The organism is Kitasatospora sp. NPDC036993 (genome assembly GCF_055607525.1).
Window position 1 is genome coordinate 249,926 of sequence record NZ_JBVJRP010000007.1, and the last position, 16,729, is coordinate 266,654.

Annotated in this window: 12 protein-coding genes, 1 pseudogene and 1 CRISPR repeat array (1 of these 14 only partly in view); of the genes and pseudogenes, 9 read left to right on the plus strand and 4 right to left on the minus strand. The window is 74.4% G+C overall.

What is annotated here, in order from left to right:
* Positions 1 to 3,412, minus strand: a pseudogene (locus ACZ7C5_RS17300) (hypothetical protein); the annotation flags it as partial.
* A 508-nt stretch (positions 3,413 to 3,920) separates the two neighbouring features.
* On the opposite strand from ACZ7C5_RS17300, the gene ACZ7C5_RS17305 reads away from it, so the two are divergent.
* From ACZ7C5_RS17305 to ACZ7C5_RS17320, 4 genes are all read left to right on the plus strand, one after another.
* On the plus strand, positions 3,921 to 4,958 hold the full coding sequence (locus ACZ7C5_RS17305) for a glycoside hydrolase family 3 N-terminal domain-containing protein (RefSeq protein WP_470322860.1): 1,038 nt from the start codon (positions 3,921 to 3,923) through the stop codon (positions 4,956 to 4,958).
* A gap of 355 nt (positions 4,959 to 5,313) precedes the next feature.
* Positions 5,314 to 5,781 carry a hypothetical protein gene (locus tag ACZ7C5_RS17310; RefSeq protein WP_401084126.1) on the plus strand — a complete coding sequence of 156 codons (468 nt, stop codon included), beginning with the start codon at positions 5,314 to 5,316 and terminating at the stop codon, positions 5,779 to 5,781.
* A 244-nt stretch (positions 5,782 to 6,025) separates the two neighbouring features.
* The gene (locus tag ACZ7C5_RS17315) at positions 6,026 to 6,367 is read left to right on the plus strand and encodes an ArsR/SmtB family transcription factor (protein WP_188299909.1); all 342 of its coding nucleotides are present in this window, start codon (positions 6,026 to 6,028) and stop codon (positions 6,365 to 6,367) included.
* A gap of 43 nt (positions 6,368 to 6,410) precedes the next feature.
* Positions 6,411 to 6,566: a DUF6126 family protein gene (locus tag ACZ7C5_RS17320; RefSeq protein ID WP_401084128.1), complete on the plus strand. Its 156-nt coding sequence runs from the start codon at positions 6,411 to 6,413 to the stop codon at positions 6,564 to 6,566.
* A gap of 19 nt (positions 6,567 to 6,585) precedes the next feature.
* Here the strand turns inward: ACZ7C5_RS17320 and ACZ7C5_RS17325 are convergent, their stop codons facing one another.
* Positions 6,586 to 9,123, minus strand: coding sequence for a cytochrome P450 (locus tag ACZ7C5_RS17325; RefSeq protein WP_470322861.1), 2,538 nt, complete (start codon positions 9,121 to 9,123; stop codon positions 6,586 to 6,588).
* A 342-nt stretch (positions 9,124 to 9,465) separates the two neighbouring features.
* Here ACZ7C5_RS17325 and ACZ7C5_RS17330 point away from each other — a divergent pair, with 342 nt between their 5' ends.
* The 3 genes from ACZ7C5_RS17330 to ACZ7C5_RS17340 all read left to right on the plus strand — a co-directional run bounded on the left by ACZ7C5_RS17330 (position 9,466) and on the right by ACZ7C5_RS17340 (position 12,413).
* Positions 9,466 to 10,230, plus strand: a complete 765-nt coding sequence (locus tag ACZ7C5_RS17330; protein WP_470322862.1) for a sigma 54 modulation/S30EA ribosomal C-terminal domain-containing protein — start codon at positions 9,466 to 9,468, stop codon at positions 10,228 to 10,230.
* Positions 10,231 to 10,283: 53 nt separating this feature from the next.
* Entirely contained in the window at positions 10,284 to 10,772 is a 489-nt protein-coding gene (locus tag ACZ7C5_RS17335) for a hypothetical protein (protein WP_401084134.1), read from the plus strand.
* Between the two features lie 1,026 nt (positions 10,773 to 11,798).
* A complete protein-coding gene (locus tag ACZ7C5_RS17340; protein WP_470322863.1) occupies positions 11,799 to 12,413 on the plus strand; it encodes a hypothetical protein in 615 nt (204 codons plus the stop codon).
* A 113-nt stretch (positions 12,414 to 12,526) separates the two neighbouring features.
* On the opposite strand, the gene ACZ7C5_RS17345 is transcribed toward ACZ7C5_RS17340, so the two are convergent.
* Both ACZ7C5_RS17345 and ACZ7C5_RS17350 read right to left on the minus strand, forming a co-directional pair.
* Positions 12,527 to 13,207 (minus strand): transglycosylase SLT domain-containing protein, encoded by a 681-nt coding sequence (locus ACZ7C5_RS17345; RefSeq protein WP_401084138.1) that lies wholly within the window; start codon positions 13,205 to 13,207, stop codon positions 12,527 to 12,529.
* A gap of 71 nt (positions 13,208 to 13,278) precedes the next feature.
* Positions 13,279 to 13,485 carry an antitoxin gene (locus ACZ7C5_RS17350; RefSeq protein WP_401084140.1) on the minus strand — a complete coding sequence of 69 codons (207 nt, stop codon included), beginning with the start codon at positions 13,483 to 13,485 and terminating at the stop codon, positions 13,279 to 13,281.
* A 264-nt stretch (positions 13,486 to 13,749) separates the two neighbouring features.
* Here ACZ7C5_RS17350 and ACZ7C5_RS17355 point away from each other — a divergent pair, with 264 nt between their 5' ends.
* Positions 13,750 to 14,364 (plus strand): DUF6542 domain-containing protein, encoded by a 615-nt coding sequence (locus ACZ7C5_RS17355; RefSeq protein ID WP_470322864.1) that lies wholly within the window; start codon positions 13,750 to 13,752, stop codon positions 14,362 to 14,364.
* Positions 14,357 to 15,964 carry an LCP family protein gene (locus ACZ7C5_RS17360; protein ID WP_470322865.1) on the plus strand — a complete coding sequence of 536 codons (1,608 nt, stop codon included), beginning with the start codon at positions 14,357 to 14,359 and terminating at the stop codon, positions 15,962 to 15,964. Before ACZ7C5_RS17355 ends, ACZ7C5_RS17360 begins: the two co-directional genes overlap by 8 nt.
* A gap of 581 nt (positions 15,965 to 16,545) precedes the next feature.
* A CRISPR array of direct repeats spans positions 16,546 to 16,729; the repeat unit is 29 nt; unit sequence GGAGCAACCCCCGCGAGCGCGGGGCCGAT (it continues 1,187 nt past the right edge of the window).

Consider the following 16,729-nt stretch of genomic DNA (forward strand, 5'->3'; position numbering starts at 1 on the left):
TGACGCCGGCCACCTGGAGGGCGACGACGCCGCCCTCGCCGACCCGCTGGGCGGGGGCGCCGGTGCCGTTCCTGGTGTCCAGGAAACGGGCCGGGGTGATCGGAGTGAGCGCGGAACCGGTGGCCCCGTCGGTGTAGTAGCCGGTGACGTCGGCGATCAGGTCGACGGAGCCCGCGTTGTTGCGCAGGTCGACCTTCCCGTTCAGCACCGGGACCGTCACCAGGTTCGGGACGATCTGGCCGGCCTCGAAGTTGAGGTTGGAGACGTCCGGGCGGGCCTGGCCGTCGGGGTAGACGGTGACGTGGCCGGGCTGGGTCGGGTTGACGGCGGTGACGTTCATGACGACGGCGGTGACGCCGGTCGCCGGGACGCCCTTGACGCCGGCCACCTGGAGGGCGACGACGCCGCCCTCGCCGACCCGCTGGGCGGGGGCGCCGGTGCCGTTCCTGGTGTCCAGGAAACGGGCCGGGTCGATCGGGACGAACCGGCTCCTGGTCGTGGGGGTGGCGGCGGTGACGGTGAAGGCGCCGGGGAGCGAGACCCCGTAGACGCCGTCGAGCGCGATGTCGTAACTGCCGGGTGCCAGGCCGTTGGTGTCGAGCAGCACGTCGAGTGAGGTGCCGTCGGCGCTGGCGGACAGGGTCGTCGTCACCGGGTAGGTGGGGGCGCCGTTGCCCACCAGCTTGGCCTTGTTGCCGAGGTGGAGCCCCTTGCCCCTGATCACGGCCTGGATCCACGTCCCGGCGGCGCCGGTGGACGGGCTGACCGAGGCCAGGGCCGGCTGCGGCTGCGGTCCCGGGCAGGAGGAGAAGTCGCAGACGCCCTGCATGCTGTACTCGACCGGCGTGCCCGCGGTGGCGTGGCTGAGGATCAGCACGGCCTGCTCGGGCTGCGAGTCGGACGAGCACCGGCCGCCGAAGGCCCCGTAGTTGGAGGAGCACTGGTAGCCGTACTCGTCGTTCCAGCGGGAGCCCCGGAGCAGGCGCAGCAGCGGGAAGTCGTCCTGCCGGGTGGCGCTGGTGGTGCCGACCACGTTGAAGGACTGGTTGGCCTTCATGTCGACCACGGCGCAGTAGGCGGTCGAGTCGTCGGTGAAGACCCCGCCGCGCTGCGGGAAGCCCTCGACGCTGACCGGGTTCGCGGCGCACTCGGGCGCCCAGCCCGCGGCCGTCCCGACCTTCCAGGCGTCCACACCGGCGTGGATCGTCGCGCCCGCGTACCCGGAGGCGAGCACGACCGCGGTGTACGAGCCCGCACCGGTGAGCTGGCAGGAGACGCCGAACTGGGTGCAGACCTGCTTGCCCTCGGCGTCGAGCACGCCGAGCAGCGCGTTCTTGCCGTACGCGCCGTCCGAGGTCCGGACGCCCAGGGTGTACTTGTCGCCGCTCGCGGCGGTGACCCGGACGCACCGGGCGTCCAGTGCGGAGGTCAGGTCGAAGGAGATGCCGGGGCCGCCGACCCTGGTCGAGGACGGGGTCAGGCAGTTCGCGCTCGGCGAGATGTCGTGCCGGGCCAGCCGGTAGGTGTCGGCCCCGCCCCAGCCGATCAGCAGCGCGGTGTAGGCCACGCCGGTGGCCAGTCGGCAGGACTTGGCCGAGTTTCCGCCCGCGACCGCCGTGCAGACCGGGGCGCCGGACGCGTCGAACACCGTCACGTCGGCGTTGAGCCTGTTCGTGGTGTTGGTGTAGTCGGTCAGCTCGGTGACGGAGTGCCGGTCCGCGGGCAGGCTCAGGCAGGCCTGCGGAGCGGCCTCGGTCACCGGGACCTCGGCGCCCCAGCTGCCGTCGAACCCGCTCCGCGGCCAGGCGGTGCAGCCACCGGTCGCCTCGCTCCGGTGGACCACCAGCCCGTAGGCCTTGGACGGCGTGCCGGTCAGCACCGCGCGGAACGGGGCGGTGCCGGTGAGCTTGCAGGCGACGGACGCGCCGCGGGTGATCTCGCACTGCTTGGCCCCCGAGGCGTCGAAGACCTGGGCATCGACCGTCGCGCCGTCGGCGGGCGGCCGGTTGAGCAGGTACACGCCCTTGCCCGAGGCCGTCGGCAGGGCCAGGCAGAGCTGCTGGCCGAGGCCGCCGAAGGTGCCCGTGGCCGGACCGGCCGTCAGACCGGTGTCGTTGGCCGCGACGCAGCCCCGGGTCTCCCTGGCCGAGTGGAAGGCCATGCCGTACGCGCCGACCGAGGGCGGCGCGTAGGCGTCGACGGCCCAGGTGTAGTCACCCGTCGTCAGGTCGCAGGCGCCCTGGAAGCAGGGTTCCCCCTGGGCGGTGCCGTCGGCGGCGAACAGCGCGCCGGGGACGGAGCCGTCGTTCGTGACGAGCGGGCCGAAGCCGTACCGCGTCGACTCCGGGACGCGCAGCGTCCGGCAGCGCGTGGTGGCGGTCAGGTCGGGGGAGACGCCGAACGCCTGGGGCTCGACGAGCGTGCAGCCCTCCGGGTGGGAGAACCGCGCCGCGAAGACGTCGTACGCCAGGGCCGCGCCGTTGTAGCGCTGGACGGTGAAGCGGTACGGCGCGGAGCCGGTGAGCCGGCAGTCGGGGTAGGTCGACTTGCCGCAGACCTCGGCGCCCGTGCCGTCGTAGACGACGACGCTGCCGCGCTGGCCGGTGGAACCGGTGCGGAGCACGTCGCCGGCGGCGAGGCCGTCCACCCGGTAGCAGTCACCGGCCGAGCCGAGGGCCAGCGAGCCCTGGACGTCGGTCGGGGCGCCGAGGGCGAGGTCGGCGGCGCCGAGCGTCCGGCACGCGGTGGTGGACAGCAGCGGCAGGTAGGAGAGTGCGAGGCCGGTCGGCGCGGCGGAGTAGGTCTCCACCTTCAGCGTGTAGGTGCCCGCCCGGGTGGTGGCGCAGCGCAGCGTCCTGTTGCCGTCCCAGCTCGGGCCGACCGGGTCGTCGCAGGTCACGGCAGTGCCGTCGGGCGCGATCACGGTCGGGGTGACCGAGCCCTGGGTGGGGACGATCTGCAGGAGCAGCAGGTCCTTCTGCTGTGGCAGGTCGAGGCTGAAGACGGTGGTCCCGCTCGGGTCGGCGGCGCAGCTCGCCACCGCGCCGGACCGCAGCGCCGTCGGGCACGGGCCGCTCGGGTCGGCCTGGCGCAGCTCCTGGGCGAGGGTCTGCTGGTCGGCCTTGCGGTCGGCCTCCCGGCCGGGTGCGGCGGACGCGGCGGACGCGGCGGACGCGGCAGGGCTCGGGTCCGCGCTCGGCCCGGCGGCCGGGTTCGGGTTCGCGTTCGGTTCGGCCGGTGCGCCCGCCTGCGGCGCGACGGCCGCGGCCGTCGCCGCCCCCACGGCCCGGGCCGGCGCGGCCTGGCTCACCAGCGAGGCCAGGACGGCCAGCAGCAGGGCTCCGGAGGCGGCTGCGCGGCCGCCCCCACCCCGCCTTCGTCGTACTCGTCTGCCGATCGGCAGCACGTTCATCTCATCCCCCCGTTGTGGGCAGGTCGTGTACGGAAAGGTCGTACATGTGAGCGAGCTGGCGGAGTCTAGCGGGACGTGTGCGCATCCTGCCATCGGTTACCGAGGCGTAGGCCGGCCCGTCCCGCACCCCGTGCTGACGCCGCGTCGGGAGCTTCGGCCGCGAGGTGTCCGGGTGTCCTCACCTCGGCCTTTCGGGGTGTGGGCCCGGGTGTCGGGCGCGGGGCCGGCGGCGCGATCGCGTCGGAAGTATCGGATTGTCGGATGAATCCGACGCGGCTGGAGCGTGGTGGTCCGCCTCCCTGGGTAGATTGACATGCTGAAGTCAACATCCGACCCGGGAGGCGTGATGGTCCCGTTTCGCAGTGTCGCCCAGTTCGGGGTGGTGCTGGCCGTCATGGGGGCCGCGCTCGGGCCGGTCCCGCTCGGCTCGCCCACCCGGCCGCCGGGGAGTACCGGAGAGCCTGGCGCCCCCGGCGCTCCGGATGCTGCCGGTGAGAGGAGCGCGGCGATGGCCGTCCAGGAGCAGGAGGACTCCCGGGTGCTCGCCGGACGGCGGATCGTGCTGTCGTACTCCGGCCCGACGCCGCCGGCCGGGGTGCTCCGGACGCTCAGGGAGGGCCGGGCCGCCGGCGTGATCCTGTTCGGCGAGAACGTCACCAGCCCGGAACAACTCGCCAGGGCCGTCGCCGACTTGAAGCAGGCCGCGGCCGAGGCCCCGCACCCGCGCACCCTGCTGCTGATGACCGATCAGGAGGGCGGCAAGGTCCGCCGGCTGCCCGGCGCGCCCGAGCTCTCCGCCCGGAGCGTGGGTTCCGCCGCGGACCCGGTCGCCGCGGCGGCGGAGTCCGGGGCCGGTGCCGCCCGGACGCTCGCCGATGCCGGGCTGAACCTCAACCTCGCTCCGGTGCTCGACGTCTACGACAAGCCGGACAACTTCATCGACCACTACGAGCGCTCCTACGGCCAGGACCCTGGCGCGGTGGCGGAGCTGGGCACCGCCTTCCTCGCCGCCCAGCAGGGCCTCGGGGTGGCCGCGACCGCCAAGCACTTCCCCGGCCTCGGCGCCGCGCCCCGGGGCGCGAACACCGACGAGGGCCAGGTCACTCTGAACGTCCCGCTGTCACAGCTCCGCTCCCGGGGTGAGGCCCCGTACCGGACCGCCATCGCGGCGGGCGTGCGGCTGGTGATGGCCTCCTGGGCGGTCTACCCGGCGCTGGATCCGGACCACCCGGCCGGCTTCTCGTCCACGATCATCCAGGGCGAGCTCCGCGGCCGGCTCGGCTTCGACGGCGTGACCGTCACCGACGCCATGGAAGCCAAGGCGCTCGCCCCGTACGGCGACGCCGGAGACCGCGCGCTGGCCGCCGCCGGGGCCGGGATGGACCTGATGCTCTGCTCCGCCCGCGACCCCGGGCAGGCCGAGGAGGCCACCGAGGCCCTGGCCGCCGCGCTGGATGACGGCCGCCTGGACCGGCACGCCTTCATCGAGGCCGTGGCCAGGGTCGACGGGCTGCGCGCCTCGCTGGACCGAGCCGGCGGCGGGTGAGCAGATGCGCCGCAGGCCCCGCCCGGCGGCACCGTTCCGGTAGGTCCTGCCACCCGCCGATCGGGTGCGCGGGCCGACGGCGCGGTGGCCGCCGGGGCGGGCCCGGCGGCGGTTCGGACGTGGTTCACCGGGGCTCCACGCGGGCGTCGCCTGGATGGCGGTGCCGGTTGGGCCGTCCGAGGGTGATTGCGCCATCGAAGGTCTGATTTCGGTCGAGGGTTCGGTTTGAAGGGTAAATCGGCGCCAGGGCACAGGAATCGCATGGGAAAGTTCCTGTCGTGGGCCTATGAAATATCACATGTCCCACATCACCTGCCCTAGTCCGTCCTCATACCCTCCGAAGGAGGAGGCACCGATGAACCGCATGAGTCGCGCCACCTGGATCGCCGCCGGCGCCGTCACCCTGCTCGCGGCGCCCGTCCCGGCGCTCGCCGCGACCCCGACTGCCGCCACCACCACCGCCACCGTCACCACCTGCGGCTCCTACAGCCTCCAGGCCGGCCTGGCCACCTACGCCTGCGCCGACGTGACCGGCGACAGCGTCGCGATCTACGGGAAGATCGGCCTGGCCGGTCCGCCGTCCCCGGGCACCCCGTGGCCGCCGGCGCCGAAGGACCTGGTGACCCACCTGTCGGCGAACGTGGCCGGCGGGGCCTCGCTCGGTACGGTGAACGGCCGCACCGTGTTCCAGGTGTCCACCGTGCGGGTCGACGGCATCGCGGCCACGGTGGCCTGCGGGTCGACCGTGCACGTGTCCTTCGACGTCGAGGGGTTCTGGAGCGGCCAGGTGCCGGCCACGGTGGACGTGCCTGTAGTCTGCTGACGGCTGACATATCGTCACCATGACGGCCGAGCCCGGGAGTTGGCAGCATCCCGGGCTCGGCTTTCGGATGTCCGGGCCCGGTCGCGGCCGGGCGAGGGGCCGTCCGGCCGGGGTCTGCGGGGAGCCGGCGCGCAGTGACGACTTGAAGAAATCTTCATCTGTCGCGATGATGCCTACCGGCCGCGGCATCGACCCCCGCCCGGCCGGACGACCACCGAACCGGACCCGAGGGAGAGAGCGGACGATGCCGGTCCCGCTGTACCAGGCCAAGGCGGAGTTCTTCCGCACCCTCGGCCACCCCGTGCGGATCCGGGTCCTGGAGCTGCTCCAGGACGGCCCCCGGCCGGTCCGCGAGCTGCTGGCGGAGATCGAGGTCGAGCCGTCCAACCTCTCCCAGCAGCTCGCGGTGCTGCGCCGCACCCAGCTGGTCACCGCGACCCGTGAGGGCAACACGGTGGTGTACGCGCTCAGCACCCCGGACGTCGCCGAGCTGCTGCGCGCGGCCCGTCGGATCCTGACGGAGCTGATCACCGACCAGGGCGCGCTGCTCACCGAGCTGCGCGCCACCGGTGGCCGGCCCCGCTGAGCCGCGCCCGGCCCGTCCGCCCGATCCGAGGAGAAGCACCACCATGAACGACAGCACCGGCGAGAGTACGGGCGACGGTACGAGCGAGGAGAAGCGGCGCCGCAAGGCGATGCTGATCCGCGCGGGCATCTACATCTTCGCCACGCACCTGTTCGCCGGTTTCGTGCTGCTGCTGTTCGCGCTCGGCGACCGGAAGTAGCCCCCGGGGGGCGGGCGGCTCACCGGTGCCGCCCGCCGTCCGGTACCAGGTAGCGGTCGCTGGTGCTGGTCCACGCCTGCACACCGGCGACCAGCTGCCGGGTGCCCTCCAGGTACCAGCGTCCGGCCGGATGGCGGCGCAGCAGCTCGAGGCGCAGTTCCTCGCTCTCCTGCCGCAGCCGTGCCACCTGGACGCGCACCGCGTGGACGGCCCGGCCCCGGGTGCAGCCGTGGGTCCGCTGGAGGGTGAGCACGGTGTTGAACGCGGCCGTGGTCTGCCGTTCCTCGCGCTCCAGCGAATAGAGGTCGTTGATCAGTGTGGCGGCGTCGGCGGTGTTGGCCCGCAGCCGGTGCAGCGCGGGCTCCGCGTGCAGGGCGGCCGGGGCGTCGGCGCCGTGGACCCGTTCCATTATGTTCATGAACGGGTAGAGGCAACTGCCGTGCCGGCGCAGCCGCATGGTGTCCGTCAGGTCGAGGCCGAGGGCGGGGACGGTGCCGCGGGCGCGGTGGTCGGCCTCGGCGGGGAAGGTGGCCAGGCAGGCGCGCCACTCCCGGGCCGCCCTGGCGCGCCACTCAGGGGACATCGAGGCGGTCTGCCGGTGCCACAACTCCCGCCAGGAGTCGAGTAGTCGGCCATCGGACGGGCTCCCGCCGCGGGCTCCTTCGAGGACCGCGATCAGCGGGTCGACCAGGGCGTGGGCCTCAGCTGGGTGGCGCCCGGGCGAGCCGTCGAAACGGTCGTCCAGGATGGTGAACCAGCCCAGCACGTCGACCAGGAGGTCGAGTTCGGCGCCCCGGACGCGGGGGAACGCGTGGCCGATCAGCTCGTGCAGCGCGTAGGCCCGGTAGCGGGGCAGCTCCGACGGGGTGAGCAGGCCGCGGTGGACCGCCCAGTCGGCGTGCCGGTCGGCGGCGAGGCGCAGGTCGCGGGACCGGCGGGGGTCCGCCGGGACGGCGGGCGCCGGGGTGACCGGGGGCAGCGGGGGCAGTGGGGGAGTCGCGGCGAGGGTGGCCGGGCAGAGGAGGTCGGCGAACGGACACCGGCCCGGTGCCGGCCCGGCGGCCCGGGCGGGCACTGTGGCTCCCGGTGAGGAGGCGGAATCACCCTCGGGGGAGGCCGCCGAGGCGCCCCCGCGCGGGGAGCGCGCACCGCGCGGCGCGAGCCGGACCCGCAGGCCGTGCGCCTGGACCGTGGTCCACACCACCTCGCGGGCCCGGGCGCCCGGCACCGCCGTCGGCCGCCAGCGGCGCAGGATCGCCGCGGCCGCGACGGTCAGCTCCGCCCAGGCGAAGGCCTCGCCGATGCACTTGTGCTTGCCCGCCCCGAAGGGCAGGAAGGACGGCCGTCCGGTGCCGCCGGCGTCCTGCCAGCGCTCGGGCCTGAAGCGCATCGGCTCCGGGTAGCGCACCGGGTCGCGGTGCAGCGCCGTGAGGCTGTACAGCAGCTCGGTACCGGCCGGGACACGGTACGGGCCGAGTTCGACCGGCACCTGGGCGGTGCGCATCAGGAAGGCGTTCGGCGCGTGCAGCCGCACCACCTCCTGGGTGACGCTGCGGGTGTAGGTGAGCCTGGCCAGCGCCTCCGGGGTGGGGACGGTGCCCGCGGGCAGGTGCTCGTCCAGCTCGGCGAGGATCCGGGCCTCCGCCTCGGGGTGGCGCAGCAGTTCGTCCAGCAGCCAGGTCAGCGTGGTGGAGACGGTCTCGGTGCCCGCGCCGAACATGGTGATCGCCTCGGCGCGCACGTCCGCCTCGGTGAGCGGGCAGCCGGTGGCCGGGTCGGTCGCGGCGCGCAGCAGGGCGGGCAGGGTGCGCCGGCCCTGCCCCGCGCCCGAGGTCGCGGCGCGGCCGCTGACGGCCTGGTCGACCACCCTGTTGAGCGCCCGGACGGCGGCCTCGAAGCGCCGGTTGACGGGCAGCGGCAGCCGGGCGAGCCCCGGAGTCGGGTACAGGGACTGGACGATCTGGCCCTTCACCAGGTCCGGCAGCGCCCGGTGGAAGGCGACGGTGGCGTCCTCGCTGAGCCGGGCGTCGAACAGGGAGCGGGTGACGATCTCCAGCGCGAGGTGGTTCATCTCCTTGGCCACGTCGAGGACTTGGCCGGGGCGCCAGCGTCCGGCCCGATCCTCGGTGACCTGCTGCATCACGGCCAGGTACTCGCCCATCCGGTCCTGTCCGAAGGCGGGCTGGACGATCCGCCGGCGGTCGCGGTGGGCCTGGCCCTCGGACATCAGCAGGCCGTCGCCGAAAGCCGTCTTGAGGGTGTCCTGGACGGCGCCGCGCGGGCAGTCGTGGGCCAGTGCGACGAGCAGGGTGTGGACCAGCCGGGCGTCGGTGACCACGCAGACGGTGCGCGGGCCGAGCCGGACGCGGACCACGCCGCCGTACCGGGCGAGCGAGCCGAGGAAGCCGAGCGGGTCGCGCAGCAGGGCGGCGGCGTGCCCGAGACCGGGCAGGGCACCGGGGGCCAGCGGGGGGACGGCGGCGCGGGCCAGGGGGGAAGGACCGGGTGCGGTTCTCGGGGGGACGATCAGCTTCCGCGTCTCGGTCAGCAGGGACATGACACAACCTCTCACCAGAGTTGCCGGTGCGGACGGCGCCGGTCGGCACCGGCGGGCCGACCGGGAGGCGGGGGACCGTCCAGCGCGGACCCCGCGCGCGCCCCCGGCGGGAGGGCGCACGTCATGGCAAACGCGCCGGTTCCCCGGGCGTTGCGCCGAATGTGCGGGGATCACTCCAACGGCCGATCGGATCGACCCTTTCGTGCGTGCTCGAAAATCCGTGCTGACCTGCGTGGATGCGTCCGTCCGGGTGATCCGCGGCATGCCCGGAAGGCAGGGTCTTTGGACCCTCGCCGCACGGACGTACGAGGGTCAGCATGGTGGCGGAGAAGGAGGAACCCGATGACCCGTCTGCGCCACCGGCCGGCCCCCGACGTCCGGGTGGAGATCCGCGGCGAACTGCCGCGCGAGGACGCCGAGTACGCCCGGGTCCGGGCACTGGAAACCGCCGCGGGGCTCGGTCCTGACGCCCGCGCGCTGCGGCTGCGGCTGACCCGCTCGCGCGACCGGTCGGTGGCCAGGCCCGCACTCGCCCAGGCGGACGCCGTGGTGGCGGGCGTCGGCCCGGTCCGGGTCCAGCTGGCCACCGGCACCGCGCGGGAGTCCGTCGACCTGGCGCTCGGCGCGCTCGCCGGACGGGCCGTCCGGCTGCGCGAACAGGGCGACATCGGCTTCGCCGTCGCGTACGAGAGCGCCTACCGCCCGCAGTTCGCGTACCGCCCGCTCGCCCAGCGGAGGATCGCCCGGCACAAGGCGGTCGTGCCCGCCCGCCGCACCCCCGGGCAGGCCGTGCTCGAACTGCTCGCCCTCGACCGGCGGTTCCACCTCTTCGCGGACGCCGCGACCGGACGGGACAGCCTGGTCCACCGCTGCTCGCCGGACGGCTCGGTGGAACTGTGCGCCGCGGGCACCGGCGCACTGCCCCCGCTCGACCTCGCCGAGGCGGCCCGCCGGCTCTGGCTCACCGGCCGCCCGTTCGCCGGCTACACCGACTCCGGCGACGGCCGGATCCGGGTGCTCTACCGCCGGTTCGACGGCCACTACGGCCTGATGGTGCCGGTGTCGGACGGTCGGATCGGGGCAGGAACCCTGTCGGCACAGCACTGACACCACGGCGGGACGACCACACCACGAATTCTCCACGACAGGGGGCCGGGACCATGGACTGCGACGAGGTCATGCTGACCGTCCGGATCACCGCCGCCGAGCGCGCGCTGCTGCGCGACCTCGCGCGCGGGCACGGCGGCGACGTCTCCGAGGTGGCGGTGGACGGGCTGCTGGAGGTCATCCCCGCGCTGCACGACGACGCCTCCGTCCTGCCGTTGCTGCGCGTCCTGGCGAGACCGGCGCCCTTCGCGCTCACCCTGTGGCTGCCCGCTCCGGTCGCGGACCTGCTGCCGCTGCTGGGCGAGCGGCTGGTCAGGACCGGTGGCCCTGCGGCCGGTCCTGCCAGCGCGGCGCTCTCGGCGGCCCTGCGGCTCTGGCTGGGCGGGGACCGGGCCGCTCTGGCGGCGGGGCTGGCCCGGTTGCACGGAGGCTGTGGCGCCGGTGCGGTGGCCGGTGGCACGGCGGCCGGCGGCGGTGCGGCAACGGTGGCGCGAGCCGGTGCGGTGTCCTTCGGAGCGGGGTCGGTGAAGGCCGCGGCCTGACTCTCGCCCTCGCGATCCTGACGTTTCGTCATATACCCGTTCTTCTGGGCATGTTGGGGTCTGAGGGCAGCCGTGTCAGGGCGCCGGCGGACGTCGGCCTACGGGTCCGGCGTTCCGTCGGGGCCAACCGGGTCGCGCCCCCCGGAGCTGCGGCCGGGTGGCCGCCACCACCTTCGCGCCGGGGAGCGTCCGTCCCCCGATGACGGTGCTCTCCGGTGCCGCCCTGCCCGGTGCCGCCCCGCCCCGGGGCGTTCCCGGCGGATCGACGCCCCGGGGAATTCCGCAAGAGGTTTCCGTTATTCCCGGGCGCCCCCTCCGGTCTCCGGAGTGGCGGAGGATCCGAACCCCCTCCGCCGCGGCCGGAGGTGAGTATCAGCCAGATCGCGCCGAATTCCGCCGTCTTGAGCCGGAGTTCCGGCCCCGGCCGCGGCCGGCTTCGAGGCACTGTCGAACGGCCAGGTGATCGGCATCGTCCGGGCCGCCCCGCCCGCCCCGGTCCGTCCCGTCCCCGGTGTCTCGTGCGGGCAGGGCAACTCGGCGCCGCCGGGGGTGGGTTCACCTTCGGGGCGGACGGCGGTGCCCTGCTGCCCGGAGCCGGTGGGCGGCCACGCCGCGGCGGACGGCTGTCGGGGCCGCGGCGGCCCGGAGGGCGGGTCTTACCGGAACTGGTCGCTGCCGAAGATCTCATGAGCCGTTCCGGGTAAGGCTGTTTCCGTGAGTCCGTAAAACCGGTCAGCCCGTACGTCGGTCGAGCCCTTCGACCCGAGCCCCCCGACTCCAGCCCCTCCGCCCGAGCCCTGCGACCCCAACCCTTCGACCAGAGCCGCCCGACCCCAGCCCCTCCGCCCGAGCCCTGCGACCCCAACCCTTCGACCAGAGCCGCCAACACCCGTGGGCCCCACGGCCCGTGGGTCCGAAGACCCGTAGCGCCGGGAACGGCCGCCGCCCGACCCGGCGGCGGCCGCACCCCGGCACCAGGCCGTTCCCAGCGTCCCTGCCCCCACACCGCCCCGAGGACCTGCCCGTATGCGAACCCGTCCCCTCACCGTCTTCGCCTTCACCGCCGTGGCCGTGCTGTCCGCCGCCGCGCCCGCCGCCGCCCACGGCGACACCGTCCACCTGGATGTCACCGGCCAGCAGAACGGCCGCGTCAGCACCTTCGCCACCTGGGAGAACGACCACGACCCGGTGACCGGGGAGTTCACCGGAACGCTCTCCGCGAGCGCCGCCGACGGCCGCACCCTCGGCCCCTGGCGCCTGGTCACCGTCCCGGGTCTGCCCGGGACGTACACCACCAGGGAGGCGCTCCCCGCCGGGCACTGGCGGGTGACGGTGGACTGCGCCTTCCCCGCCCTCGGGCACGGTGAGGGTGAACTCGACGTCGACGCCCCCGAGATCACCGGTCCGGAACCCCTGGGGACGGACGGCTCGGCGCGGTCCGCCGGGGTGACGCCCGCCCCGCTGCGGGAGACCGGTACCGCGATGGCGCCGACCGCCGCCCCCGTCTCGGCCCGGGAGGTCACGCCCGGCCACGTCCACGCGACCACCTCCGGCGCCACCACCTGGGCGGCCATCGGCACCGCCTTCGTCGCCGTCGTCCTGGTCGCCATCGGGCTCTGGCTGCGCCGCCACCGGGGCTGAGCCCACCGGGGGCGTCCGGAGTCCTCCGGAGTCCTCCGCCCGGAGCCGACCGCCACGGCGAGGGAGCGGCTCCGGGACCGCCCGGTCCGGCGTCGGCCGGCCGACGGGCCGGGCTACTTCACGGCCTCGCCGGACTTCGACCAGTTGTCGCGCAGCCGGTCGAGGTAGGACTGTGCCTGGGAGCCGATCTTGACGCCCCTGGCGAAGGCCAGCATGTTGCCGGCGCCCGCGTTGTAGCCGAGGGCGACCAGTTCGTCCCGGGTGAGCGACACGCCCGGCCGGGCGGGCAGTTGCGCGGCGAGGTCGTGCAGGTGCCAGGCGGCGGCCTGGACGGCGAGGTCGCGGTCGTCCGGCAGTTCCTCCCACTGGCGGGAGGCGAAGGGGCGGCCGGGCTTGGTGTCGTCGAAGGCGGCCCGGTGCATGTTGGCGATGCCGAAGGAGGCGTCCGGTTTGCCGCGCTGCCAGGCCCGTTCCAGCTCCGGGTCGTGCGGCTTGTACGACTCGTTGTAGAGGATCGCCATCAGCAGCTGCGGGTTGACCCCCGCCTCCGCGGCGTACCGGCGGACCGGCGCGGCGTAGTCGGCCGGGTCGTAGCGGCCGGAGGGCTTCGACGGCTTCGCGGAGGAGCCGGCCGAAGGCGCCGCGCCGGAGGACGGGGCGGTGGCGGTGGGCGAGGGGTCGGCGGAGGCCTCGCCGTCGTGGCCGTTGCCGCGGACGAGGCCCAGCCCGGCCACGACCACGACGCCGATCACCAGCCAGCGTCCCCAGCCGGACCCTTTCTTCTCCTCGCTCACCGCTGCCGCCCCTCCCCGTTCGCCCGTGCGCTCGTTCGATCGCCGAGCGGCTGACCGTGTCCTGCGGCAGGTTACTCGGCGGGCTTCTGGTCGCCGTCGAGGTTGCGCAGGAAGTCCTTCGCCTTCTCGACGCCGGTGTCGATCTGCCCGCTGTACTTGCCGTCCGTGCGGCCGTCGATCGCGTCGCCGACCTTGTCCAGGCCCTGCCCGATCACGTCGCCGTGGTCGCGGGCGAGGTCGGTGGCCTTGTCCGCGAGGTTCTTCAGATTCTCAAACATGGTGACGCTCTGCTCCTCTGATGCGTTCCTGATGATGTGCCGACGTGGCGGGGATCATGACCATCCTAACGACGCCCCACCAGGCGGTCTGCCGCTGCCGGGTGGCAGCGGATGACTTTGCTGAAATGGGTTCGTATGCTCCAACCCGTCTTCTACAGCAATGTAGAGGTCGGGTCGCCGGCGGGACGCCACCAGGGTCGAAGGCGTCCCGGCACGCAAGGCGGTGCCATCGCGCCGCAGCCGCAACGATCGAGGGAAGTGCGCATGGCCGGTCAGCGGGCGAGAACGCCGTACCAGCACGCGGGACCGCGCACCGAGGACCGCGCCCTGCCCGCCCAGCGCTCCCGGGCGTCCGCCGCGGGCACCGCCGGGGACGGCACGGACACCGGGGCGGCCCGGCAGGTCCGGGCCCGCCGCCCCGGGCCTGCCCGCCGCCGGTCGCAGGCGCGGCGGCGCGGCGGGACGGTGGCGGTGCTCTCGGCGGTCGGGCTGCCCCTGCTCGGTGCGGTCGCGGACGAACTCGACGGGCCCGGCGTCGGCCCCCTGCTCGCGGTGGGCTCGGTGCTCGGGACGGCCGCCGCGGCCGCGCTGTGCGGCCGGGCGGGCCGCTGGTGGGTGGTGACGGCCGCTCCGGTGGTGGTGCTGCTCACCGCGTCGGGCGTCGAGTACCTGGCGCACCCCGAGAAGTACCAGGGCAAGAACCTCGGCACCGGCGCCGTGCGCTGGGTGGTCGGGGCGTTCCCGGTGATGGCGGCCGCGGTGGCGGTGGCGCTCGCGGTGGTCGCGGCCCGCACGGTGGCGGCCCGCCGCCGGACGGTGCGGGAGCGCCGACGCCCCGGCAGGACGGCCGCCCCGGCGGGAAGGGGGCACCGTGGCTGAGCGCAACGGCAGCGGCCGTGGCGGCGGTCGCGGGCAGCGCGGACACGCCCCGCGCCGGGGCACCGCCCCGCTGACCGTCGCCGGGCGCACCCTGGCCTGCACCGTCTCGGTCGCCGTGCTCGGCGCCAGCGGCTTCACCTGGTACGAGTACCGCCGCCTGGACGACGGCATGATCAAGTCCGCCGCGCTGAGCGAGGCCAAGAAGAACGCCCCGCCGCACCTCGACAAGTCCGTCAACCTGCTGCTGATCGGCCTGGACAGCCGCAAGGACATGGACGGCAACGACCTGCCCAAGCAGTTCGTGGAGGACGAACTGCACGCCGGCTCCAGCGAGATCGGCGGGTACAACACCAACGCCCTGATCGTGCTGCACATCCCGGCCAACGGCGGCAGGGTCACCGCGCTCTCCGTCCCGCGCGACGACTACGTGCAGACCGTCGGGGCGGACGGGAAGATGCACAAGATCAAGGAGGCGTACGGCATCGCCAAGGTGACCGCCGAACAGAAGCTGGCGGGCAAGGGGCTCTCCAGGGCGGAGCTGGAGCGGCACAGCCGTGAGGCCGGCCGCTCGGCCACCATCCAGACCGTGCAGAGCTTCCTGGACGTCCCGATCGACCACTTCGCCGAGGTCAACCTGATCGGCTTCTACGACATCGCCAAGGCGGTCGAGCCGGTCCAGGTCTGCCTCAACCACCCGGTGGACGATCCGATCACCGCCAGGACCGCCACCCACGAGGGCGGCGGCACCGGCCTCAGGCTCCCGGCCGGGATCAACTCCCTCAACGCCGCGCAGGCGCTCTCCTTCGTCCGCCAGCGCCACCACCTCACCAACGGCGACCTCGACCGCACCCACCGGCAGCAGGCGTTCCTCTCCTCCGTCGAGTACAAGCTCAAGCAGCAGGGCATCCTGAACGACTTCGGGCAGATGCAGAAGCTGTTCGCGGTGGTGAAGAAGGACGTGGTCATCGACAACGAGTGGAACATCCTCGACTTCGCCCAACAGGCGCCCAACCTGACCGGCGGCAACGTGGAGTTCAACACCCTGCCGATCAGCGGGTTCAGGACGGTCGGCGGGCAGGAGGTCAACACCGTCAACCCGGACCTGATCAGGAAGATCGTCCGGCAGCTCTTCAACCACGAACCGGCGCCGACCGTTCCGGCCGTCACACCGGGGGAGTCGCCCGGCGAGCCGACCCCGTCGCCCTCCGCCACCCTGAGCGTGGCGGCCAGGGCCGCGGTCGACATCCACGCGGCGGCGGGGGCGGGCGCGGCGGCCGGCGAGGCCAAGGCGCTGGCCGAACTCGGCTATCAGGCGGGCCGGATCGGCGACGCCCCGGCCAGGACCAGGACCACCGCGGTCGCGTACGGCGCCGGGGCCAGGGCCGACGCACAGCTGCTCGCCACCCGGTACGGGGTGAACGCGGTCTTCTCGGCCGGGGTCCCGGCGGGCCGCATCCTGCTCACCCTCGCCCGCACCCCGAGCCCGAGGCCCGTCCCCCCGTCCGCCGCCGCGCCGGGCGACCCGTCCGCCGACCCCGCGGCGGGCCTGCCCATGCAGGGACCGGCGGTGAAGGCGGGCGGCATCCCGTGCGTGGACTGAGTCTTCGGGCGGCGCCGGGCCGCCAGCTCGGGCGGGTGTCCCGGAGCGGCATGGTGTCGTGGGTGTCCGGGGAGCCGGCTGTCCCGGTTGACCGGACGGCGAGGCCGGTGCCGGTGTCGATCTGTTGCAGGAGGAGGTTGCCGATGGCCCGCACGAGGAGGCGGACGAGACAGTCGGCCAGGACGTCGGCCAGGACGTGGTGGCCGGCGGGGGCGTGCCGTTCGAGGACGGCGACGGCCTTCTCGGCACGTCCGGCGTCGGTCAGGTTTTCTGCGACGGGCTCGGCCGCATGCGAGGTGCCGCTCTCGGAAGCAGCCCGTGCTCCTCGAGCACGCCGAAGTTTGTGTTGGCGGCGAACAGCGGCAGTCGCCTCCGGAGCAGGTTCCCCTCCTCCGTGCCGTCGCGGAGGGCTTCGAGGTGGTCGAGGTGTGCCAGGCAGTCCTGAGAGCGACCCGGTCGCGGTGTCGGTGGCGGCGTTGGGCTCGTGGCTGCGGGGTTGCCGGCGGGCCGCGGCGTCGTCGTGGCCCGCCTCCCCGACGCACTCGGTGGAAGCCGTGGCCTGCGGGGCCGTGCCGCTGACCGGAGCAACCCCCGCGAGCGCGGGGCCGACCTTCTGCACCGGCTCCAGCAGCGCCCGGACGGCGAGCAACCCCCGCGAGCGCGGGGCCGATATCTGACGCTCCAACGCGGCGATGTTGGAGCTGGAGCAACCCCCGCGAGCGCGGGGCCGATTCGAGCAGGGCGTGCAGCAGGGACGGGCACATG